A 17,149-nucleotide genomic window follows, 5' to 3' on the forward strand; every position below is an offset into this window, starting at 1 on the left:
TGTCTCCTGTTCTTAGGGTTCCTCTTCTACGTCCGCCTGGCCGATCGAGGCTCCTTGGCGCATCTGCTCTTTGAGCGCGTCACGGAGGATCAGCCAGTGGCCGGCGACCTGGTAAGCCGGGAGCTTGCCGGCCTTGCACATGCCGTAGATCCCTGTCGTCGTCTTGCGCAGCAAGGTCGACACCTCGCCAACGGTCAGCGTTTCCGGGTAGCCGGCGAACAGCGCATCGAGCGCGTCGCTTGCCGCCGCGTTCATCGCTGCCCACCTTCTGTGCATGCAACCAGATTACACCAAGTTCGATAAACCGTATAGTCTTGCACTCTGTTATACATACTTACCCCAATTTGCCCTATATCATGGTAGACTTGAGAATGATCTCAATACCATTATCCAAGGAGTTGTCTTGACTGATGGAGCAAACCCGTGGGTATCGCGGCCCGCGAACCCTGAGCCTACGGCTACGCATGTTGCCGTAGAGCCGGTGCAGCAGCCATCGGGCCCGACGGCACCGCAGCGCGGCATCCCCGCGCCGTCCGTGCAGCTCCCCGTCGTCGACCGCGCACCGCTGGCCACGCTGTGCTGGCTGGGGGTCCACGGGGGAGCGGGGGAGTCGAGCCTGTCGCAGCTCGTACCAAACTGGCCCGCTGCCGGCCATATGTGGCCGCACGCGGCATCCCCGACGCCTACTCGTGTCGTGCTGGTGGCTCGCTCGTCGATGAGTGGCCTGCAAGCGGCGCAAGCAGCAGCGACCCAATGGGCCGCCGGCTTGGTGCCGAATGTCGAAGTCCTCGGCCTGGCGATCGTCGCCGACGCACCGGGCCGGCTCCCGCGACCCCTGCGCGACTTCGCGCGTCTGGTCGGCGGGGGCGTACCGCGCACCTGGTCGGTGCCGTGGATCGAATCGTGGCGTCTGGGGGAACCCATTTCACTCCCTGACGCTCCGCGGGAGGTTCGCCGCATGGTCGACGAGCTGAACACACTTACCCAAACCGGTGCCGTCGGCACCACTGATTGAGAGGAATAACGATGAGCGTTCTTGTGGCCGCCATTCAGACGGCGGTGGAAGTCGCAGCAGTGCTGCCGGCGGATCTGCCGAACCCCGATCCCGTGCAGCCTCCCGGCACCGACGGGTTCACCGCGATCATGGGCTGGGCCAAGTGGGTAGCCCTCGCCGTGGCGATCCTCGCGCTGTTCGCAGCCGGAGCCATGATGGGCATCAACTCCCGTCGCGGCGAGGGCGGCGAGCACGTCGGCAAGATCGGCATGGTGCTCGGTGGCGTCGTCGTCATCTCAGCTGCCGTTGCCATCGTCGGCTTCCTCTCGGGTGCCTGAGCGGAGGGCGTGACTCATGGCTAACGAGGAAACTCAGCATCAGCAGAGCCCCTGGACGCGACCGGGCTTCCTGATGGCCGGTGCGCTGGTGATGCTCCTGGTGATCGCGGGCGTCGTGCTCTCGATCATCTTCGCGCTGGGTGGTAACGATGATGCTGACTCGAACCCCTCGAAGCCGGCGACTACTGCCGCTCCCACTCCCGATGAGGGAGAGGGGAGCGGCAGTAGCGTTTGCGGCCTCGACGGAGACGTGCTCGAACAGGCACGCCTAAGCAAAGCTCCGACCGTTGACGAGTGGGGGTACATCGGCACTACTTCACATCCCATTTCGAAGGAATATGGGCCTGGCGAAACCGACGAGAGCGGTTTCTATTACTGCTTCCAGCGCTCACCCGAAGGTGCTGTGTATGCGGCCGCAAATGCGGTTGCTCTGGGCACAGACACCGTTCTCGCGCCTCAGTGGATGAAGTACTTCCTGGCTGATGGGCCGTTCAGCGAACAGCTCCTGAGCGAACTGGACGAATCCCCGTCCGGCGCGACGTCTGCGTCTCCGCCTCGAATGCAGATTGCCGGCTTCCGGCTTCTGCAGTACGACGGCGACAGCGCCCGAGTTGATATGGCAGTGACAACTAACGCCAATGGCCAGGCCGTCACTGTGTCAACGATCTACGACCTGCTTTGGGAAGACGGCGACTGGAAGCTCAGCTCCGCAAAGGAAGATCCGATTGAAGTAGTAGCTATCCCGAATATTGCGGGATACGTCGCCTGGGGGGAGTGAACCAAGATGTCGGCCTGCGAATGGTGGGACTTAGGTTGCAAGGCCGGTGAGGTCGCCGAGTCTGCACTTGGAGACGCAATTGAAAACTTGGCCGCGGCTGTCATGGAGGGCGTCGGTAAAGTAGTCGCTTCGCTCGGCACTATGTGGGTGAACGTCGGTACACCGATTCTGACGTTCAACGAAGGCGATTCCTCGCCTGTGCAGGCAGGTGAAGCCGGCGGAGGAGCTGCCCACCTAACGCTCGTGATGGGGTATGTGTTCTGGATCGGCCTCGTGGTCGCGGTCCTCTCGCTATTCGCTCTTGGTGCACTCATTACGGTCAAGCAGCGCCGTGGTGAAGGGTTTGCGTCGCTCGGCAAGCTCGGGCTGATCCTGGGTGCGGTGGTCCTCATGTCGGCCGCATCGTCGATCGTCGCGGGCTTGCTGCCGAATGGCCCAACGAATGCCGGCGGCGCGGTGATGTTCCTACAATCCGCGCTCTGGTACTACACCGGAGCTTTCGCGGTTCTGTCGGTCATCCTGGGCGGCATCCGCATGGTGTGGGAGCAGCGCGCCGAACCGGGCAAAGATACGGTGCGGAGCCTGCTTACCCTCGTCGTTGTTGCTGGTGCGGGCGTGACTATCACAGCCATACTCGTGGCGGCCGCCGATGGTTTCTCTATCTGGCTTATCGACAAGTCGCTGGATTGCAGCGTTGCTGAGGATGGAGCATGCTTCGGCCGCAGCGTCACAACGCTGCTCGCCTTCGGTGGAGGGTCCGGGCTTGGCGCGATCCTCATTATCCTGCTGGGCCTTATCGCGATCTTCGCCGCCATCACGCAGATCATTCTGATGATCGCGCGAGGCGGCATGCTCGTGATCCTGTCGGGGATCTTGCCACTGGCGGCCTCGATCACGAACACCGAATCGGGTAAGACCTGGTTCAAGAAGTGCATCGCATGGCTGGCCGCGTTCATCCTCTACAAACCTGCCGCAGCGATCATCTATGCCACGGCGTTCTACCTGACCGGAACGGACGTTTTCAAGGACGACGGCACCGGCTTGTTGTCGATCCTGACAGGCATGATTCTGATGGTGCTCGCGCTGTTCGCGATGCCCGCACTGATGCGCTTCGTAACGCCTATGGTGGGCGCGATGGCGGCCGGCGGTGCCGGTATGGGCGCTGCCGCTCTCGCGGGCGGCGCAGCGGCTCTTCCAACGGGTGCCGCGCAGCTCGGCCGGCTCGCCAGCTCGAAGGGCGAAGACGGCGCACAGGGTGCAACGGGTAGCAGCTCTATGTCGACGGGAGCGGCGCAGTCCGCGCCTCAGCCGTCGACCGGTGGCCAAGGTGCCGGCACCGCGGCCGCGAAAAGCGGTGGCGGTGCAGCAGCCGCAGGCGGTGGAGCCGGTGGCGGCGCTGCCGCGGCGGGTGGTGGCGCAGCCGCCGCAGGCGGAGGCGCGGCCGCAGGCGGCGCAGCGGCCGGCGGTGCAGCAGCCGGCGGTGGAGTTGCTGCCGGCGCATCGGCAGGAGCCGCAGGCGGCCCCTGGGGTATGGCCGCAGGTGCCGCACTCGGTGCCGCGAAACAAGCTGGTCAGGCTGCATCCGGTGCAGCTAAGGATCTGGGCGAACAAGCAACTGCAGAAGGGAGCGGTTCGTGACTACCGCAGAAGTGAATCGAGGTCCGCGGACCTACGGCAACTGGCGCAAGCCGACCAGTGCCGGCATCTTGGGGCTGGGCTCTGTCGGTACGGTGATCCTGCTCGGCGGCCTGATGCTCGTTGTCATCGTCGTCATGACGGCCGGCCTCCTGGAAGGCGTCATAACCTTTGCGGTGCTGGCGGTCGTCATGCTGATGGTGGTTGTCAAGGACGCGCATGGCAAGAGCACGCTTTCTCGTGGCTCTGCGCGCGTGGGCTGGTGGGCCGCCCGGTCGAACGGCTCGAACATCTACCGCAGCGGGCCGCTCGGCCGTGCGCTGTGGGGCACGTATCAGCTCCCCGGCCTCGCGGCCGCTACTCGGCTGTACGAGTACACCGATTCGTACGGTCGCCCGTTCGCGCTGCTCTACACGCCTGCCACGGGCTCATACTCGGTGGTCATCGGCACTGAGCCCGACGGGGCCGCGCTCGTCGACCAGGAGCAAATCGACGCATGGGTAGCCGACTGGGGGCACTGGCTGTCGAACCTGGGCGATACGCCTGGGATCGAGGCGGCATCCGTGACGATCGAAACGGCCCCTGACTCGGGCACCCGGCTTCGTCGCGAGGTTCTGACGAACCTCGACGACGACGCTCCGGCTTTCGCACGGGAGATGCTGCACCAGGTGATCGCCACGTACCCGTCGGGCTCGTCGACGGTGAAAGCGTACGTGACGCTCACGTGGAGCGCGGCGCAGCGGGCCGGCGGAAAGAAGCGCAAGCACGACGAAATGGGGCACGAGCTGGCCGCCCGTCTGCCCGGTCTTACCGGCAGTCTCCAAGCAACCGGGGCGGGTGCTGCGAACCCGCTCTCGGCGCAATCGCTGTGCGAGGCGATCCGTATTGCCTACGATCCTGCCGCCGCGGTGCTGATCGACGAGGCGCACGCCGAGGGCGAGACGCCGGAGCTGACCTGGCCGGACGTCGGCCCGTCGGCGGCCGAGGCGTCGTGGTCGGGCTACCGCCACGATTCGGCGTTCTCCTGCACCTGGGCGATGACGGGTGCACCGCGCGGCAATGTCCAGTCGGGGGTGCTGCGCGAACTGCTCGCACCGCACCAAGAGATTGCCCGTAAGCGGGTGTCGATCCTGTACCGTCCGCTCGAATCGGCGCGCGCCGCGGCGATCGTTGAAGCGGATCTGCGCGCTGCCGAGTTCCGGTTGACGTCGACGAATAAGCCGGCCGCCCGTGACAGCCTGGCTGTGCGGGCCGCGGCCGCGACCGCGACGGAAGAGGCGAGCGGAGCCGGCTTGGTCCAGTTCGGCATGCTCATCACCGCGACCGTCACCGATCCCGACAAGTACGAAGACGCCAAGGCTGCGATCGACAGCCTGGCGGCCGGCGCACGCCTGCGCGTGCGCCCCGTCTACGGATCGCAGGACAGCGCGTTCGCGGCCGCCCTGCCTTTGGGCCTGGTGCTGCCGAAGCACTTGAAGGTGCCCGCCGAGCTGAGGGAGAAGCTGTGAGCAAGAAGAGCCCGAAGAAGCACGAGTCACCGCGGCGAGCCAAGCGCGCTGCGCAGACCACCAAGGAACAGGCCGAGGTCCGCCCCAGCCGCCCGCCGATGCGCGGGTGGCTGGGGCGCGGCCGCGGCCAATCCGCATACGTGCAGCAGGCCGACGAGTGGCGCGGCACAACGGTGCAGGTGTGCGGCCTGTGGCCGTACTCGGTCGGCACGGGTACGCCGATGATCGGCGTACCGCTCGGCCGGCACCTGTTCACCGGCTCCACGGTGTGCGCCGATCCCATCTCGTGGTTCCAGCGCGCGAAGCTCATCAGCAACCCGAGCTGCTTCGTGCTCGGCCTGCCGGCGCTGGGAAAGTCGACGACGGTTCGACGCATGGCGGCCGGCCTTGCCGGGTACGGGTCGATCCCGTTCATTCTCGGCGACCTGAAACCCGATTACGTCGACCTCATCGAGGCGCTGGGCGGGCAGGTGATTCGGCTCGGCCGCGGCCGCGGATACCTGAACGTGCTCGATCCCGGCGAGTCGACCGACGCAGCGAATGCGCTGCGAGCTGCCGGCTTCGTGAAAGAGGCCGAGGAAGTCGAAGCCGACGCCCACGGGCGACGGCTCACGATGGTGTCGGCGCTCCTGTCGATCCTCCGCAAGCAGTCGCCTTCCGACGTCGAAGAGTCGATCATCGACGCCGCGCTGCGCGTCCTGGACCAGAAATTCACCGACACTGTGCCCGTGCTCGCGGATCTTCTCGCCGTGGTGCAAGAGGGGCCGGCCGAGCTGCGCGAAGTCGCCGTCGACCGTGGCGACTGGGCCGAGTACCAGAAGATCACCCGCGGCCTCGAAGCGTCGCTCATCAGCCTGACCCGTGGCGGTCGTCTGGGTGAGACGTTCGCCAGGCACACCACAAACCCGATGGTGCGCGATCGCCCCGTGGTCTACGACATTTCGGGGTTGAAGGAAACCGACACGGATCTGCGCGCCGCAACTTTGCTCGCGTGCTGGTCCAACGGGTTCGCCACGGTGAACGTCGCTCACGCGCTCGCTGAGGCCGGCCTAGAGCCGCAGCGCCACTACTTCGTCATCATGGACGAGCTGTGGCAAGCTCTGCGCTCTGGTGCCGGCATGGTCGACCGCATCGACGCGCTGACGCGCCTGAACCGTCAGTTCGGTGTCGGCCAGGCCATGATTACGCACACGATGCATGACCTCGAAGGCCTCCCCGAGGAAGACCGAGCGAAGGCCCGCGGTTTCGTCGAGCGAGCCGGCATGCTCATCTGTGGCGGCCTGCCACAGGCTGAAATGCCGCTCCTGACGGCTGCTGTGCCGTTCTCACGCGCCGAACAGCGCCTGCTCACCGGATGGTCTGCCCCGCCCTCCTGGGACTCCGCTACGGGCCGTGAAAGCGAGCCTCCCGGCCGTGGCCGGTTCCTCGTGAAGGTGGGTGGCCGCCCCGGTATCCCGCTTGCTGTGAAGCTGACCGAGGCGGAGCGAGCCATCAACGACACGAACAAGCGGTGGGCGGCACAGTCGCGAGTCGGCCGGCGAGCGCACGAAGAGGCAGCGATCCCCGAGGAGGTCAACGCATGAGCAGCCCGAACAACAACCGCAGACGCGATCCCGGCGGCCTCAGCTCAGAAGCGATCCTGGGCCTGGTCGCGATCTTCGGTCTGGCCGTGGTCGTCGCCGCGCTCTACGCTGCGATGCATCTGGGGCACCGCCTCGCCGGTACGGGCGTGGAGGTGCCCGCCGACCCGTTCGGCGTGGTGTTCGGCCTGTTCGGTGGCAAGTACGAGTGGCCGGGCGCGGCCGGCTGGTGGGTGCTCGGCGGCCTGGTCGCCGTGGTCGTCGCGCTCGGCACGCTCGTGCTCGTGTGGCGGGTGCGCCGTGGCAAGCGGCGTACCCGTGTCGATCAGCAAGCCGCCTACATGGGGCGCGGCCGAGACATTGAGGATCTGAGCCGTAAAGCCGTCACCGCGAAGGCCGAGCGGCTGGGCGTGACCGCGGCCGCCGGCCTCCCGATCGGGGTAACCGTCTCTACTCGGCAGCAGCTCCTCAGCTCGTGGGAAGACATGCGCATCACCATTGCCGGCCCGCGTACCGGAAAGACCACCTCAATGGTGGTGCCGGAGATCCTCGAAGCGCCCGGATCGGTGCTCGCAACGTCGAACAAGCGAGACATTGTGGATCACACCCGCGGCCCGCGCGCAGAGCGCGGGCCGGTCTGGGTGTTCGATCCGCAGTCAGTCGCGAATGAGCCTCCGTCCTGGTGGTGGAATCCCCTGTCGTACGTCACAGACGAAGTGAAGGCGGCAAAGCTCGCCGATCACTTCGCGGCGGGCTCGCGCGATCCTGGCGCAAAAGCCGACGCCTACTTCGACACCGCGGCGCAAGATCTGCTCGCCGGCCTTCTCCTCGCTGCGGCGCTCGGCGGCCGACCCATCACGCAAGTGTTCACCTGGATCACGCGGCCGACCGAGGAAGAGCCGGTCGAGATTCTGCGTGAGCATGGGCAGCGGCTCATTGCCGATCAGGTGGCCGGCGTCATCACCGCCCCCGAGAAGCAGCGGGGCGGCGTCTACGGGTCCGCGCAGCAGATGGTTTCGTGCCTCACGAACCGGAAGGTCGCCGAATGGGTCAACCCGCTCGGCGATGACGATAAGCGCCCGCAGTTCAGCCCCGAGGAGTTCGTGAAGGCCGACGGTGGCACGCTCTACTCGCTCTCACGCGAGGGGCGCGGCACCGCCGGCCCGCTCGTGACCGCGCTGACGGTGGCCGTCGTCGAAGCGGCCGAGGAGCTGGCCGCTCGCTCGAGAGGGGGTCGCCTCGAAATGCCGCTCGTGGGCGTGCTCGATGAGGCCGCGAACGTATGCCGGTGGCGGGATCTTCCGAACCTGTACTCGCACTACGGCTCCCGCGGGATCGTCCTGGATACCGTTCTGCAGTCGTGGTCACAGGGTGCGGAGGTCTGGGGCGAGGCCGGTATCAAGAAGCTCTGGTCCGCCTCGAACGTGAAGGTCTACGGCGGTGGTGTCGCCGAGGTTGGGTTTCTGAAAGAGCTGGCCGAGCTGATCGGAGACTACGATCGGCTCTCGTCGTCCTCGTCGTACGGTCGCGGTCAGCGCACCGTATCCACCCAGCTCCACCGTGAACGCATCCTCGACGTCGACGCGCTCTCGGCGCTGCCCAAGGGCCGCGCCATCGTGCTTGCGTCGGGATCGCGGCCGACCCTTATCCGCACAGTGCCGTGGATGGGCGGCCCGCACGACGCCGCGGTGCGCAAGTCTCTGGCTGCGCACGATCCTCAGGCCGAGCACACGATGCAAGAGGCCGACCAAGAGCTGGCGGCCGTCGCCGCAGCGGAGGAGACACGATGAGCGGTTGGGATCAGGAAGACGGCTGGGCCGATGCCGAGTGGGAGCAGCCGCCGGCACAATCGGCGCCGGCCACCTCGCGCAGCTCGTCGACGTCGACCAACGTGTTCGGCGTCGACGTCGGCGGCTTAGCCGGCGAGTACGTCGACGCCGCGGTAAAAGCGGCCGTCAAGAAACAGGTGGCAGAAGTTGCCGACGCCGCAGTAGAGGACGCCCTGACCGATGAGCTGGTGGAGGCTCTGCGCGCTCAGGCAGAGGAAGCCGCGGCCGCCGCCATCACCGATCAGGTGGAAGCGAACGACGCCGGCACACCAGAGGAAGAATCAGGCGGCGACGACGCGCCGCCGCTCTACTACGGTTCCGTCGACGAGTTCGTGCGCGAGTACCTGCGTCTCGCGTACCGTCGGCCGATCAACGGTCGCACTCGGGTGTGGGCGGCCGAGTGGTGGAACTATGACGAAGCGGTGATCCGGCTCGAAGCGCTGTGGCGGTCCTGGGAGGAGCTGCGACAGGATGCGAGCACCGGCATGAGCGTATGGTGGCGCGATCACGCCGACCACCACATGGCCGTGCTCATGGACCCCGACGGGCCTTTCGCGGCCGCCGATGCCAACGCTGAGGAGAACAAGACGCGCAAGGGCGAACCGCTGCCGTACGTCGCCCCACCAGAGGGGCTGTTCCCCGATGTGCGGGGCACTGACGAAGCCGTTGAGCGCGACGACGCCGGCTGAGCGATCGCCAGCCCAGAACGAAGGGGCCGCACCCGATTGGGTGCGGCCCCTTCTGTGTCAGCGGCTACCGTTCGAGCCCGCTGCGCTGCATCTGAGCGCCACGGCCACGAGACGGTCGCGCCTTCGCGCTCGACTTCTTCGCGGCCCCGTTCCGGGCGGCCTCAGTTGCGGGCTTCGCGTTGCTCACGTCAGAGCGCATGCGAGCGCCGATCGCTTGTTCGTTGATCCCTTGCCGCTCCAAGCTCGCGGCCGTCGCATCGCGCCGCTGCGAGCTGTCGTAGGTGTTCTGGGAGTCTTCCCGATACCGCATCGCGTCACGCTCGCTGCGCTCTGCCTCGGTGAGGAATGCTTCGCTATCGTTGCCTGGCCGATCCGCGATCGCGCGCGCGTTCTCGGCGGCCTGCTCTGCTTGGTTCGCATCAGCCATCAGCCGTGCTGCTTCGGCCTCCTCAGCGGCCGCCCGGTTGCGCTCCGTGGCCGCGTTCGCAAGATCGCGTTCGGCGCGCTCCATCTGAAGCCGCACCATCTGCTGCACCGATGAGGGATCTGCTCCGGTGTTGTTGACGTCGATCGCGTACCGGCTTTGCAGCTCGTCACGCATGCGCAGCTCGGCGCGAGCTGCCTCCTGATCCTCGCCGGCCCACGCGCGGGCCACCTGGTAGGAGTGCCCGATCTGTTCCGGGGTCGCTCGATCCCACCAGTCACGCTGATGCACGTTGCCCAGCTCGGCACGCGCTGCCGCACGCTCCGCATCGAGGCGCGATTGCAGCTCGCGATGTTCCTGGATGCTGCGTGCCTCTGCACGCCGCAGTGCTTCCTCACGGAGCCGTGCGAGCATTTGCCCGACCTGCGATGCCGCAGTCACAAGGATGCGGAGCTGACCGTCCATTGCTTCTTCGATGCCGTCACTCTCAGACATGATGGGATCTCCTCTCGTTGGTGCTATCGCTCGATACCGTCGCGGCCTGGGAGCCGCGGCTGAGTGGTCTTCGGACGCTCTGCCGGCCGCAGTCGATTCGGCAAGGGCGATCCGACTTCGGTTGCCGGCCGCGCCTGGCTCGCACGCACTCGCTCTAGGACGGCCTGCGCCTCGGCATCGAGCGGGGCACGTTCTAGCGTTGCCGTCGACGTCTGCGTGGATGCGTCCACAGCAGTCGCCGCAGCGGGTGCCGGTAGCGCGTTGCGAACGCGCGTCAGACGCGCCCGCGTGTCTTCGGCGAGCAATCGGGCCTGCCGCTCCTGCGACGCTGCGACAGAGGCCGCGTAGACGGCCTGCGTGAGCGTCAGCAGCGAACGGATCATCGCGGCCTGAGCGACCGCACCCTGACCACCTCGCACCGCGCTCGCAAGCAGCATCGCTGCACCGGAAATCGCGACCGTGCCGGCCTCCTGGGGCCGCACAGTACGCCGGTACGTTTGCGAGGTCCGCGACAGCGCCTCCGACGCCGCGGCGAGGTCGCCGGGGGTCTCCTCAGTCGCGTTCGACCATGCAGCCAAAACGCCCGCAGTCTGCCGTGCCACGGTCGCCCACGTATCCCGATCCTCGATCGGTACTGACCGCAGCCGGTCGACAAGAGCGCTCAGCTCCTCGGTGCTCCGCGTCCACTGTTCCGGGTTTGGCTCCTGCGTCTCGCGACCGGGAGCGACAGCACGCCGGCCACGCTTCGCCGCGTTCCACTCGGCCGCCGCGTCACTGGCACCTGTGGGGGTGTCTGGCCAGCCTTCCCGCAGCCTTGGCAGCGTGAGGTCACGGCCGAGATTGCCGCCTCCGTACCAGATGGGCCGTTCGCCTGCAGTCGGTCGCTCAGCGACCGAGTAACCGGTGATGACGTCGGTGCGACCGTCAGCGTACCTCGGCCGCACGATGAGCCCTTCACGGCGCAGTCGGCGCACGAACTCGCCCTCGTTCTCGCTCGCCTCAGCGCACCCACGGACTTTCAGACTGAGCAAGTAGCGCGGCTGATCTGCGCGCATCTCAGCACCGATCAATACCTGACGCTGAGCACCATCGAGCTTCGCCCACTCCGGTGCGTCAGTGCCCTGCGACTGCCTGTTGCGCTCGTACTTCGCGCGCGCCCTCCAACGTGCCTGCGCCTCGCGCTCGGCAGGGTCGTAACCGCGCGTCGCACGGTCCGCCTGCACAGATTCCAGCGACTCCAAACCGTGTGCAACTTCGAGCGCACGCGCGACGGTCTGAGCCCGCTTGTAGTCCATGTGAATGGGAGCCTTGGTGCCGTCCTCACGAACCAGATTCACCGCGATATGAATGTGGTCGTTGCCGTTCTTGGAAACGCCATGACGAACGGCAACCCATCGGCACGGTGCCTTGGTTCCCTCGTGATCGTCAAAGCCCATCTCGCGCACAAAGTCGTTGGCTATCGCGTTCCATTGCTCGTCTGTCAGCGTGCCTTCCTCGGCACGCAACGACAGTGAGCAATGCCAGACGTGACCACCCTTCACGTCAACGTCGAATGCTTTGCGTGGGCGCTCCAAGTGACGAGCGATCGCCAGTGCAGAGTCTCTGCCCAGCTCGGCGTCATCATGCCATGCCATCATCGCGGCATCACCTGCTACCAGGTGGGGCTCGGTGTGCTCGTTCGCTCGCCCAGCTCCGACAAGATACGTCATCAGACCGGACATGCGATCGCCGCGGGTAATGTTGGGCATCATGACGATGCCTCGCTCAGCTCGTCCACAAACTGGTCGATGCGGTCTGCGACCTCTCGGACCTTCGCGAGCGTCGCTACCATCTCGGCTTGAACCGAGCCGGTAGCGTTCGTGGCCTTCGCCATCTGGTTCACGTTGTTCGCAAGACCCGCAAGCAAACGATGCGTCGCGAACATCTGCGCGATGACCTCGTGACGCACCGACTCATTCGCAGCAGCCGCAGCCGCTCCCCCCGCAAGCGCCGAGTCAACAAGCAGCTTCGGGACAGTCACCTTGTACTGCAACGCAAGTGCGAGAAGCTGCCCCTCTTCCTCCGGGCTCACCTTCACAATGTGTCGAGCCAGTCGACCGCCCTTGACGTTACGACGTCGAGCCTGGCGGCGCTTCGACTCATCAGCAGAATGCTCCTCAGCAGACAAACCCAGCACCTCCCTCCGCCCAGCGCAGCGACACCGCAACAGCGGTGACCACACTTCCAGTGTGCCGCATCCTCGATCGAAAATCGAGGATCAAGCCCAATTAGGTCACCTAATTGTATAGCTTGCTCCGTCTGGGGCACCGCTTAGGGTCGCTCACGGTGGCAGCCGTGTGCGGTCGCGGCTTCGCCGCGGCGTGCTCGCATGAGGTCGACGAACGTCGACGCGAGCTGTCTGCATCCGTAGGATGGAGACATGGCTAAGGAACTCTCTGTAGAAGAAGCAATTGACCGTGCCCGACGTGCTCAGGAGGATCGCATCGAGGCAATCCGTGTACTCGCTGAGGCGCGCCACGAACTCGATACGATCCGCGAGGACGGCGCACGCGAGCTGGCCGAGCTGCAAGCGCGGATTGCCGAGCGTGTGTCGTCGGCTGAGCGTGACGACGTGAAGGCGTACAACGCGGCCGTGAGCGCCGGGTGGAACCCTGACGAACTGCGCAAGATCGGATTCTCTGAGCCCGACAAGAAGACGCGCGCTCGTAAGCGGGCACCGCGTAAGACTGCCGCGCAGTCGAGCCCGCGGACGCCCGCTGTGTCGACAACGCCTTCGGGTCTTGAATCGGACTTCAAGCTCTCCGATGTTGCTGCACCGCAGCAGCCGGCAACGGTCTAGTTGGTCGCTTGCGGTGGGGCTTTCCCCTCCCCCTGAGCCCGAGATACTGGCACAAGATAGCCACCTGTCAAGGGCGCTTCGCGTCACTCCGTGATGCGGCTGCGCCGCACCCTTGACAGGTGGCTATCTTGTTCGGGGCGGCTTTTATCAGGGGAAGAGAAAAGAGCGGTCGGTTACCGTTCGATCCCGTTCTCTGGGCCTCGATCGTGTCGCTGATTCGGTCGCTGTGACTGCGTGCCTGCACCTCGTGATGGCGACCGTTCGTTGCTGAAACTGGCCGCCGTGAGTCTGCTCACTGATTGCTCTGCTTCGAGCTTCGCGCCTGGTTTTGATCGGGTAAGCGCAACCTCTCGGACAGGTTGAGCTTCGCGCCCCTCATGGAGGGCGGCGCGGTGCTCCTCGGCGCTCGTGTAGTGGCGCTCGTAGCGGATCACTCGCGGGCATGTCTGCGCAAGCTGCGCAGCAGCGTCCTGCGACTTCGAGCGTCCGTGCTCTGTGTCGAACAACGGACGCGCATACGCGCTCGGCACCCATCGCCCGCCGAGTGCATCAGCTTTGCCGGCCTCTGCCTCCTGCATCGCGTGCTGCCAGCGCTGCACGATACGATCCTGCGACACCTCGAACGGCACCTCGACGTCGACGACAGTCACCTGATAGCCGGCGTCGGCAAGCTGCCGTCCAAGCTCCACCGCTTTGTCGGGATCGCTGAGCACTGTATCAACGATGATGTTCGTTCCCTGGTCGATCATCTCAGTGCGCAGCGAGCGTGCGAGCATCGACGATTCTTCATGCACAAGGGAGGCAAGTTCGAGTGGATAGAACCGCTCCCCCTGCTCCTCCAAGTCGCGCACCTCAGGGGGTTTGATCCATTCCTCATAGCTGCCATCTGCCATCGCTTCACGCAGTAGCAGCTTCTTGAATTCGTCTGCGTCGATGTTCACGTACTGGTCGCGGTCTGCTCCGAGCACGGTATCGGCAACGCGGCCTTTGCCAGCACCTGGCGGACCTGCGAGCACCAGCGCTCGGCCTTCATCTCTCGCGTTCGGTGATTGGCTGACTACCGCGGCCTTGATGCGCTCGTGCGTGGCGCGTCGTGCAGCCTTCCGCGATCCGTTCGAGCGATACCACGCGGGGTTTCGTCTGGTCGAATGGGGGCCGTCTTTATCGAGAGGCCCGCCGGCAGTTGAGAGCGCCTGGACAACCTCGATGTGCCGCTGTTCCTCTGGGGTCACGCGGCCGTCATCCGTGCTTCGATGCCATCGCCTATCTCGTCGTACAGCTCATCGTCGATCAGCCCACGGCTCAGCGCACGGTCCAAATCATCGACCGATCCCGGAACGTCAAACAGCAGATCATCGAACGCATCCTTGGTCCGGTCGCGCGGCACATACTCCCAGCGCGTCAGCTCGTCGACAAGCTGCACACGGTCGATCAGGCCGGCCGCATACCGTTCGCAAATCTCATACGGATCTGCACCCGAGAACCCCTCGCGAGGCATCGGGGTTGTCGCTGCCCGCTGCAAGACCTTCTGCACGTTCGGCTGCGACACCTTCACCAGATCCGCGATCACCTTCTGCCGCAATCCACGCTGTTTCAGCAGCAGCAGACTGCGCCGGTAATCCAGCTCTCCGATGTTTCGCAAGTGCTGCGCCTTCCGTGCAGCGACCGCCTCGACGGGAATGTCGGTAATCGTCATAGTGTCCACCTCCGCTTCCAGTCTACCCAAAATATAACCATAGTTATACTGCTAGTTTGTGAGCGCACGGCGAACACTCGATGTGCCGACGCCGAGCACGCGACCGATCTGCGCGTAGCTCAGATCCTCCTCACGCATCTTGCGCGCGGCCTCGATGCGCTCGGCGCTCATCACGGTTGGGCGGCCGCCGACGCGCCCCTGCGATCGAGCGAACTCTACGCCGCGGCGCGTGTTCTCTCGAATCATGCTGACGCGCAGCTCGGCGAGCGTCGCGAGGATCTTCAACATGGCCTCCCCCATCGCCGTAGACGTGTCTATGTCCATCCACGGCTCATCGAGGCTCAGGAGGCGCACGCCGCTCGCGGCGAAGCTCTGAATGATGTTGATGGCGATCGTCTCGGTGCCGGCTACGCGATCGAGCGCGGGTATCACCAGCTCATCGCCGGGGCGGTTCGTGGCTTCCCTCGCCCGGTTCCAGTCGGGTCGATCTTCGAGGCGGCTGGAATAGCCGACGTCGACGAAGACGCGCTGGCAGCCGGCGGCTTCGAGACGGGCGATCTGCGAGTCTGCCGACTGCCCCCGCGTCGACACTCTGGTGTACCCGTGACGCACGTTCGGCGGCGCGGGTGGAGGTCGCAGCAACATGGGCACCTTCCCCTCTCCGATGGACTCCTACCGAAAACGGTACAGGGCAGGTTCTGGCGCATTTGGGTTTCGGTGGGGGGTTTCGGTTCGCGCGATATGGGCGTGTCGCGCAGCTCGTCGACGTCAACGAGCTGCGCACCGAAAACGATCGTTTACGGCTGAGTCCGCAGCTGAGTTGACCTACCATACGTATGGTAGGTATATTTGAAATGTGCCAACCAAAATCGAACTTCTCGATCACGCAGTTGAAGTCCTTCGCCGCGGCGATGCCCTCACCCTCGATGCAGTCGCTCGCGAGGCGGGGGTGACGAAGCCCGGGGTGGTCCACCATTTCGGCACGAAAGAAGTTCTCACTGTCGCAGTCGTGAACCGCATTATCGACCGCTGGGAAGCGGATCTGCATACTCGGGCCTCGACGGATGCCGAGCCGATCGACAAGCTGCGCGCGTACGTCGACTACGCACTCAACGGCGACTTCGACTCCAGCGATCTCGCCCTGCTCGCGGACGTGAACCTGCGGGAGCGGTTGTCTGCTCTGTGGGCTGAACGCCTCACCCCGTGGCTCGGCAGCGACATCGACACTGACCCGGCGAGCCGCGCATCACTTCGCGCCGCCCGCCTGCTGGCTGACGGCGCATGGTTCAACACTGCCCTCGGCATCCCCACTGTCCGTGACGACGAACGATCCGTCCTGCGCGCGATCGCCCTGCAACTCGTGAATGAAGGAGACCCCCAGTGACCAACAAAGCCAAAGGCTGGCTGTTCCTCATCGGCGCGATCGCCGCAGAGGTCACCGGCTCACTATCCCTCAAGGGGGCGCTGGACTCACCCGCCCTCTATGCACTCGTCGCAGCCGGCTACATCGGCGCCTTCGTGTTCCTCAGCCTCGTGCTGCGCACCGGCATGGCCCTCGGCGTCGCATACGGCATCTGGGGAGCCTCCGGGGTCGCACTGACGGCGCTCCTCTCCCTCATCATCTTCGGCGAACCGCTCACGCTCTTGATGGGCATCGGCATCGTCGTCGTCATCGCCGGAGTGCTCTGCGTCGAACTCGGCGCGCAGGCCGGTCACAAGAAGAAGGCAGAGGTCGCGTGATGGTCTGGCTGTTCCTCATCGGCGCAATCATCTTCGAGGTCGTCGGCACTCTGTCGCTCCGTATGGCGGTCGACAAGAAGCGCTGGTACGTCGGCGTGGCCGTGGGCTACGTCCTCGCATTCACCATGCTCAGCCTCGCCCTCGCCGGCGGAATGGCGCTCGGCGTCGCATACGGCATCTGGGCTGCATCCGGCGTCGCTCTCACGGCCATCCTCAGCAAGTTCCTGTTCAAAGAGCCATTCACCTGGCTGATGGGCCTCGGCATCGTCCTCATCGTCGGTGGCGTTCTCTGCATTGAACTCGGAGCCGTCCACTAACCCGGCGATCGTTTACAGCGGGGCTACCAAACGTCGGTCGGGTCAGAGATTCGCTGACATGCTCCCTGCCATATCCAGCACCGCAGCTTGTCGCCGTCGATCGTCACCTGGACGCCCACGGCGTCGGCCGTCCAACGTTTCACCTGGACGACGCACCGGACGTTCGTATCCCCGAACTGGAGCCAGGCGTGAGGCTCTGTTGCAAAAATCGTGAAGCTTGAGCATGCTTGGCGGAGATTGGACGGACGGAACGATGACGGATTTCAAGTGGCGCCATTTCCAGGGTG

Annotated in this window: 19 protein-coding genes; 12 read left to right on the top strand and 7 right to left on the bottom strand. The window is 65.4% G+C overall.

The features are described 5' to 3' along the window. Window positions 1-12: 12 nt before the first annotated feature. Entirely contained in the window at window positions 13-276 is a 264-nt protein-coding gene (locus ACF07D_RS15865; RefSeq protein ID WP_391505562.1) for a helix-turn-helix domain-containing protein, read from the bottom strand. Between the two features lie 127 nt (window positions 277-403). Between ACF07D_RS15865 and ACF07D_RS15870 the strand changes: the two genes are divergently transcribed. The 8 genes from ACF07D_RS15870 to ACF07D_RS15905 all read left to right on the top strand — a co-directional run bounded on the left by ACF07D_RS15870 (window position 404) and on the right by ACF07D_RS15905 (window position 9,351). Then, window positions 404-1,015 carry a DUF6668 family protein gene (locus ACF07D_RS15870; RefSeq protein ID WP_391505563.1) on the top strand — a complete coding sequence of 204 codons (612 nt, stop codon included), beginning with the start codon at window positions 404-406 and terminating at the stop codon, window positions 1,013-1,015. Window positions 1,016-1,026: 11 nt separating this feature from the next. Then, window positions 1,027-1,332 carry a hypothetical protein gene (locus ACF07D_RS15875; protein ID WP_391505564.1) on the top strand — a complete coding sequence of 102 codons (306 nt, stop codon included), beginning with the start codon at window positions 1,027-1,029 and terminating at the stop codon, window positions 1,330-1,332. Window positions 1,333-1,348: 16 nt separating this feature from the next. Then, window positions 1,349-2,110, top strand: a complete 762-nt coding sequence (locus tag ACF07D_RS15880; protein ID WP_391505565.1) for a hypothetical protein — start codon at window positions 1,349-1,351, stop codon at window positions 2,108-2,110. 6 nt (window positions 2,111-2,116) lie between these two features. Beyond that, on the top strand, window positions 2,117-3,748 hold the full coding sequence (locus tag ACF07D_RS15885) for a hypothetical protein (RefSeq protein ID WP_391505566.1): 1,632 nt from the start codon (window positions 2,117-2,119) through the stop codon (window positions 3,746-3,748). Continuing rightward, window positions 3,745-5,253 (top strand): SCO6880 family protein, encoded by a 1,509-nt coding sequence (locus ACF07D_RS15890; protein WP_391505567.1) that lies wholly within the window; start codon window positions 3,745-3,747, stop codon window positions 5,251-5,253. The genes ACF07D_RS15885 and ACF07D_RS15890 overlap by 4 nt, the downstream gene beginning before the upstream one ends. 98 nt (window positions 5,254-5,351) lie before the next feature. Next, a complete protein-coding gene (locus tag ACF07D_RS15895; RefSeq protein ID WP_391505578.1) occupies window positions 5,352-6,836 on the top strand; it encodes an ATP/GTP-binding protein in 1,485 nt (494 codons plus the stop codon). After that, the gene (locus ACF07D_RS15900) at window positions 6,833-8,623 is read left to right on the top strand and encodes a type IV secretory system conjugative DNA transfer family protein (RefSeq protein ID WP_391505568.1); all 1,791 of its coding nucleotides are present in this window, start codon (window positions 6,833-6,835) and stop codon (window positions 8,621-8,623) included. Before ACF07D_RS15895 ends, ACF07D_RS15900 begins: the two co-directional genes overlap by 4 nt. Beyond that, window positions 8,620-9,351 carry a DUF4913 domain-containing protein gene (locus tag ACF07D_RS15905; RefSeq protein ID WP_391505569.1) on the top strand — a complete coding sequence of 244 codons (732 nt, stop codon included), beginning with the start codon at window positions 8,620-8,622 and terminating at the stop codon, window positions 9,349-9,351. The genes ACF07D_RS15900 and ACF07D_RS15905 overlap by 4 nt, the downstream gene beginning before the upstream one ends. A 64-nt stretch (window positions 9,352-9,415) precedes the next feature. Here ACF07D_RS15905 and ACF07D_RS15910 read toward each other — a convergent pair whose 3' ends face one another. From ACF07D_RS15910 to ACF07D_RS15920, 3 genes are read right to left on the bottom strand one after another with little or no spacing between them, the layout of a single operon-like run. After that, a complete protein-coding gene (locus ACF07D_RS15910) occupies window positions 9,416-10,270 on the bottom strand; it encodes a hypothetical protein (protein WP_391505570.1) in 855 nt (284 codons plus the stop codon). A 23-nt stretch (window positions 10,271-10,293) separates the two neighbouring features. Beyond that, window positions 10,294-12,021 (bottom strand): relaxase/mobilization nuclease domain-containing protein, encoded by a 1,728-nt coding sequence (locus ACF07D_RS15915; RefSeq protein ID WP_391505571.1) that lies wholly within the window; start codon window positions 12,019-12,021, stop codon window positions 10,294-10,296. Continuing rightward, entirely contained in the window at window positions 12,018-12,446 is a 429-nt protein-coding gene (locus ACF07D_RS15920; RefSeq protein ID WP_391505572.1) for a MobC family plasmid mobilization relaxosome protein, read from the bottom strand. The genes ACF07D_RS15915 and ACF07D_RS15920 overlap by 4 nt, the downstream gene beginning before the upstream one ends. 243 nt (window positions 12,447-12,689) lie before the next feature. Here ACF07D_RS15920 and ACF07D_RS15925 point away from each other — a divergent pair, with 243 nt between their 5' ends. Further along, window positions 12,690-13,109, top strand: a complete 420-nt coding sequence (locus ACF07D_RS15925; RefSeq protein WP_391505573.1) for a hypothetical protein — start codon at window positions 12,690-12,692, stop codon at window positions 13,107-13,109. Window positions 13,110-13,282: 173 nt separating this feature from the next. Here the strand turns inward: ACF07D_RS15925 and ACF07D_RS15930 are convergent, their stop codons facing one another. Genes ACF07D_RS15930 through ACF07D_RS15940 form a run of 3 tightly spaced genes read right to left on the bottom strand, consistent with a single transcriptional unit; the run spans window position 13,283 to window position 15,450 of the window. Then, entirely contained in the window at window positions 13,283-14,341 is a 1,059-nt protein-coding gene (locus ACF07D_RS15930) for a zeta toxin family protein (RefSeq protein ID WP_391505574.1), read from the bottom strand. After that, a complete protein-coding gene (locus ACF07D_RS15935) occupies window positions 14,338-14,805 on the bottom strand; it encodes a hypothetical protein (RefSeq protein WP_391505575.1) in 468 nt (155 codons plus the stop codon). The genes ACF07D_RS15930 and ACF07D_RS15935 overlap by 4 nt, the downstream gene beginning before the upstream one ends. Before the next feature lie 51 nt (window positions 14,806-14,856). Then, a complete protein-coding gene (locus ACF07D_RS15940) occupies window positions 14,857-15,450 on the bottom strand; it encodes a recombinase family protein (RefSeq protein WP_391505576.1) in 594 nt (197 codons plus the stop codon). A gap of 211 nt (window positions 15,451-15,661) precedes the next feature. Here ACF07D_RS15940 and ACF07D_RS15945 point away from each other — a divergent pair, with 211 nt between their 5' ends. The 3 genes from ACF07D_RS15945 to ACF07D_RS15955 are packed head-to-tail and all read left to right on the top strand — an operon-like array spanning window position 15,662 to window position 16,862. After that, complete coding sequence (locus ACF07D_RS15945) at window positions 15,662-16,189, top strand: TetR/AcrR family transcriptional regulator (protein WP_391505577.1); 528 nt, start codon at window positions 15,662-15,664, stop codon at window positions 16,187-16,189. Further along, entirely contained in the window at window positions 16,186-16,545 is a 360-nt protein-coding gene (locus ACF07D_RS15950) for a multidrug efflux SMR transporter (protein ID WP_237197834.1), read from the top strand. The genes ACF07D_RS15945 and ACF07D_RS15950 overlap by 4 nt, the downstream gene beginning before the upstream one ends. Beyond that, entirely contained in the window at window positions 16,545-16,862 is a 318-nt protein-coding gene (locus ACF07D_RS15955; protein ID WP_046746591.1) for a multidrug efflux SMR transporter, read from the top strand. Before ACF07D_RS15950 ends, ACF07D_RS15955 begins: the two co-directional genes overlap by 1 nt. Window positions 16,863-17,149: the final 287 nt, after the last annotated feature.

The organism is Leucobacter sp. NPDC015123 (genome assembly GCF_043080205.1).
Lineage (GTDB): Bacteria > Actinomycetota > Actinomycetes > Actinomycetales > Microbacteriaceae > Leucobacter > Leucobacter aridicollis_A.

Bases quoted from the DNA above. Each gene is read 5' to 3' on its own strand.
- ACF07D_RS15910 (WP_391505570.1), bottom strand. From the start codon at position 10,270: ATGTCTGAGAGTGACGGCATCGAAGAAGCAATGGACGGTCAGCTCCGC.
- ACF07D_RS15925 (WP_391505573.1), top strand. From the start codon at position 12,690: ATGGCTAAGGAACTCTCTGTAGAAGAAGCAATTGACCGTGCCCGACGT.
- ACF07D_RS15895 (WP_391505578.1), top strand. From the start codon at position 5,352: ATGCGCGGGTGGCTGGGGCGCGGCCGCGGCCAATCCGCATACGTGCAG.
- ACF07D_RS15875 (WP_391505564.1), top strand. From the start codon at position 1,027: ATGAGCGTTCTTGTGGCCGCCATTCAGACGGCGGTGGAAGTCGCAGCA.
- ACF07D_RS15885 (WP_391505566.1), top strand. From the start codon at position 2,117: ATGTCGGCCTGCGAATGGTGGGACTTAGGTTGCAAGGCCGGTGAGGTC.
- ACF07D_RS15900 (WP_391505568.1), top strand. From the start codon at position 6,833: ATGAGCAGCCCGAACAACAACCGCAGACGCGATCCCGGCGGCCTCAGC.
- ACF07D_RS15865 (WP_391505562.1), bottom strand. From the start codon at position 276: ATGCACAGAAGGTGGGCAGCGATGAACGCGGCGGCAAGCGACGCGCTC.
- ACF07D_RS15955 (WP_046746591.1), top strand. From the start codon at position 16,545: ATGGTCTGGCTGTTCCTCATCGGCGCAATCATCTTCGAGGTCGTCGGC.
- ACF07D_RS15915 (WP_391505571.1), bottom strand. From the start codon at position 12,021: ATGATGCCCAACATTACCCGCGGCGATCGCATGTCCGGTCTGATGACG.
- ACF07D_RS15940 (WP_391505576.1), bottom strand. From the start codon at position 15,450: ATGTTGCTGCGACCTCCACCCGCGCCGCCGAACGTGCGTCACGGGTAC.
- ACF07D_RS15905 (WP_391505569.1), top strand. From the start codon at position 8,620: ATGAGCGGTTGGGATCAGGAAGACGGCTGGGCCGATGCCGAGTGGGAG.
- ACF07D_RS15935 (WP_391505575.1), bottom strand. From the start codon at position 14,805: ATGACGATTACCGACATTCCCGTCGAGGCGGTCGCTGCACGGAAGGCG.
- ACF07D_RS15880 (WP_391505565.1), top strand. From the start codon at position 1,349: ATGGCTAACGAGGAAACTCAGCATCAGCAGAGCCCCTGGACGCGACCG.